We start from the raw sequence: 3,324 nt of genomic DNA, 5'->3' as shown, positions 1-3,324 counted from the left end.
GCTGCGGACCGTCGCCACCGTGCGGCACCGGGGCGGGCGGCACCGAGCGGTCGTCGGCCGGCGGCTTGTGGTCGGTGGGCGGGTTCTCCTGGCCGGGGGCCGGAGGCTTCTCGTTGTCGCCCGGGGGCTGCTCGTGGCCGCCGCCCGGGGGCTCCTCGTGGCCGTAGCCGGGCGGGTTGTTCGGGTGGTGCGGGTGGTGGCCGCCGCCCGGGTTCCCGCGACCGTCCTCGTCGTCCGCCTCGACGTCGGTCAGGCAGGTGTTGCCGACCGCGGGGTTGAGGAGGGCGATGACGTCGATCGTGTTGCCGCAGACGTTGATCGGCACGTTGACCGGCACCTGGATCACGTTGCCGGACACGACACCGGGGGAGTTGGCGGCCTGCGCCTCCGCCTCGGAGTCGGCGAAGGCCGGGGCGCCGTAGGCGGCGAGGAGGCCGGTTGCGGCGGCGGCCATGACCGCGCCCCTGCTCAGAGACTGTCGCACTGCTGATGATCTTCCTGCTCGGAGAATCGGGGAGGGCCGGCTCCGGCATACCCCGAGGGCACGTTGGAGCCGGCCCGGGTACTGCCGAGTGGCCGGTACGTCAGTTGATGCTGCAGAAGTTGCCGATGGCGGGGTTCAGCAGGCCGATGACGTTGATCGTGTTGCCGCACAGGTTCAGCGCGACCTCGACCGGCACCTGGATGACGTTGCCGGAGAGCACACCCGGGGAACCGACGGCCTGGCCCTCGGCCTCGGCGTCGGCGAAAGCCGGGGCGGCGATGGAAGCCGCCATCAGGGCGCCCGCAACGACAGCAATGCTCTTCTTCATGAAGTTTCCCTTCTCAACGGTCATGCCCCTGTGTCGGCCTGAACCGAGCGAGCTCACGAGCGGCTCGCACCATGACCTGCCGAGAAGTAGAACGAGGTGACCGCCAGGAGGAAACTCCGCAGAGCACTCGAACCGGGAATTCACCCGAATGCCAGGTGTAGTGTGACAAATCATCAGGCACTCAGGGCGTCCTGCGGTACAGCTCCTCGATCTGCTCCTTGTAGGCCTCCGCGACCGCGTGCCGCTTGACCTTGAGGGACGGCGTGAGCAGCCCGTTCTCCTCGTTCCACTCCCCCTCGACGAGGACGAAGGAGCGCACCGACTCCGCGCGGGAGACCGCCCGGTTGGCGTGGTCGACGGCCTTCTGCACCTCGGCCCGGACCCGCTCGTCCCGGACCACCTCGGACATCGGGGTGTCGGCCGGCCTGCCCCGCACCTGCAGCCAGTGGGCGACCGCCTCCGGGTCCAGGGTGACCAGCGCGCCCACGAACGGGCGGTTGTCGCCGACCACCATGCACTGGCCCACCGGTGACCGGCTGCGCATCCGGTCCTCCAGCACCGCAGGGGCCACGTTCTTGCCGCCGGAGGTGACGATCAGGTCCTTCTTGCGGCCGGTGATGGTCAGGTAGCCGTCCTGGTCCAGCGCGCCGAGGTCACCGGTGGCGAACCACCCGTCGCGCAGCACGGCGTCGGTCGCCTCCGGGTTGTTCCAGTACGAGCCGAAGACGATGCCGCCCTCGACCAGCACCTCACCGTCCTCGGCGATCCGGACCGCCGTGCCGGGGACGGGGCGTCCGACGGTACCCGGGCGCGGTTCGAGCGGCGGGACCACGGTGGCGGCGGCGGTGGTCTCGGTGAGGCCGTACCCCTCGTAGACCAGGACGCCGGCCGCGTAGAAGAACAGGTTGAGCTCGCGGTCGAGCGGGGAGCCGCCGCTGATGGCGTAGCGCAGCCGGCCGCCCAGCTCCTTGCGGATACGGCGGTAGACCAGCAGGTCGTAGAGCGCCCAGCCGGCCCGCAGGGCGAGGCCGGGACCTTCGCCCTGCCCGAGGAAGCGGCGCAGGTGGGCCTCGGCGAAACGGACGCCGAGGCGTTCGGCGCGGTCGAAGGAGGCGCCGCGCCCGATCTTCTCGGCGGTGGCCCGTCCGGTGTCGCGGATCTTCTCGAACAGGTACGGCACGCCGACCAGGAAGGTGGGCCGGAACTCCCGGAACAGCGGCCGCAGTTCGTCAGGCTTGATGCTCGGGCAGTGCCCCAGCTCGATACGGGCCATCTGGCAGGCGATCTGTATGGTCCGCCCGAGGATGTGGGCCAGCGGCAGGAAGAGCAGGGTGGAGGCGGCCCGGCCGGTGGCGGCCTTGAACACCGGGTGGAGGAGCTCGACGGTGTTGGCGGCCTCGGCGTGCAGGTTGGCGTGGGTGAGGACGCAGCCCTTGGGGCGCCCGGTGGTGCCCGAGGTGTAGCAGAGGGTGGCGATGCTGTCCGGGCCGAGTCCGGCGCGGCGTTCGGCCACCGCCGCGTCGGGCGTCCGTCCGCCGAGGGCGACGAGTTCGGCGATGCCGCCCCCGTCCAGCTCCCACAGCCGCGGGGGCGCCGCCTGTGTCCCCTGCCGCACGACGGCGGCGAGTTCGGCGCTCTCCACGACGGCGAAGCGCGCGCCGGAGTCCTCGAGGATCCACTCCACCTGCTCCGGGGCCGAGGTCGGGTAGACCGGGACGGTGCGCCCGCCGGCCGCCCAGACCGCGAAGTCCAGCAGGGTCCACTCGTAGCGGGTCCGCGACATCACGACGACGCCGCCGCCGGGTTCCAGGCCCGCCGCGATCAGGCCCTTGGCGACGGCGGTCACCTCGCGGGCGAACTCCTCGGCCGTCACCGGCGTCCAGGTCCCGTCGTCGCCGCGGCGGCGGAGCACCACGGCGCCCGGGTCCTCGGCGGCGTTGGTGAACGGCAGGTCGGCGATGCTGCCGCGCTCGGGCGGCGCGGCCAGGGCGGGGGTGCGCGCCTCGCGCACGACACCCTGCTCGTCCCGGACGGTCTCCACGGCGGCGGCACGGCCGCCCATGCTCCGCCGTGCCCGCTTCATCTCGCTGCGTACGCCCATGTGCGCTCCCCGGTCCGGCGTTTCGGGTGTCGGGCCGCCAACTTACTCGCGCGTAAAAAAGAGTCAACGGGTCCGGCGTGAAGGCGTCGGGAAGATGCGGGGTGGCGAAAAACCGACTGCGGGCCTGTCGGTGGCGGCGGTTAGAGTCGTGGGAAGGGGTCGGCGGCACCGGGGGCGAGGCGGGCCGGCCAGAAAACCATCCGTCGGTTCTGGGTTCGCCGGTTCGTCCGGTCGTCGTGAGGTGGGGCGCATGAAGCTGCGGTACACCGCGGCGTGGGTGGGGTGCACGGTCGCCGCGCTGATGGTCACGTACGCGGCGGGAGTCGCGCCGGACGGCGCGGGGCCCGCGGAGGCGGAGATTCCGGGCGTCAGCTCCGAAGGCCCGAGGGGCGGGGGCGCCGCCCTCCCCCT

Annotated in this window: 3 protein-coding genes; all 3 read right to left on the bottom strand. The window is 72.3% G+C overall.

Going from position 1 to position 3,324, the window contains the following annotated elements:
* A partial coding sequence (locus tag ACOV8S_RS19780; RefSeq protein ID WP_448319122.1) for a chaplin occupies positions 1 to 454 on the bottom strand: 454 nt, incomplete at its 3' end.
* A 130-nt stretch (positions 455 to 584) separates the two neighbouring features.
* Positions 585 to 836 (bottom strand): chaplin, encoded by a 252-nt coding sequence (locus ACOV8S_RS19775; RefSeq protein WP_448319121.1) that lies wholly within the window; start codon positions 834 to 836, stop codon positions 585 to 587.
* 157 nt (positions 837 to 993) lie between these two features.
* Entirely contained in the window at positions 994 to 2,913 is a 1,920-nt protein-coding gene (locus ACOV8S_RS19770) for an AMP-dependent synthetase/ligase (RefSeq protein WP_448319120.1), read from the bottom strand.
* Positions 2,914 to 3,324 lie beyond the last annotated feature (411 nt).

This window comes from Streptomyces sp. CO7, from assembly GCF_053474865.1.
Note: the sequence above shows the minus strand (reverse complement) of the source record. Positions and strands in the feature narration are given on the sequence as shown.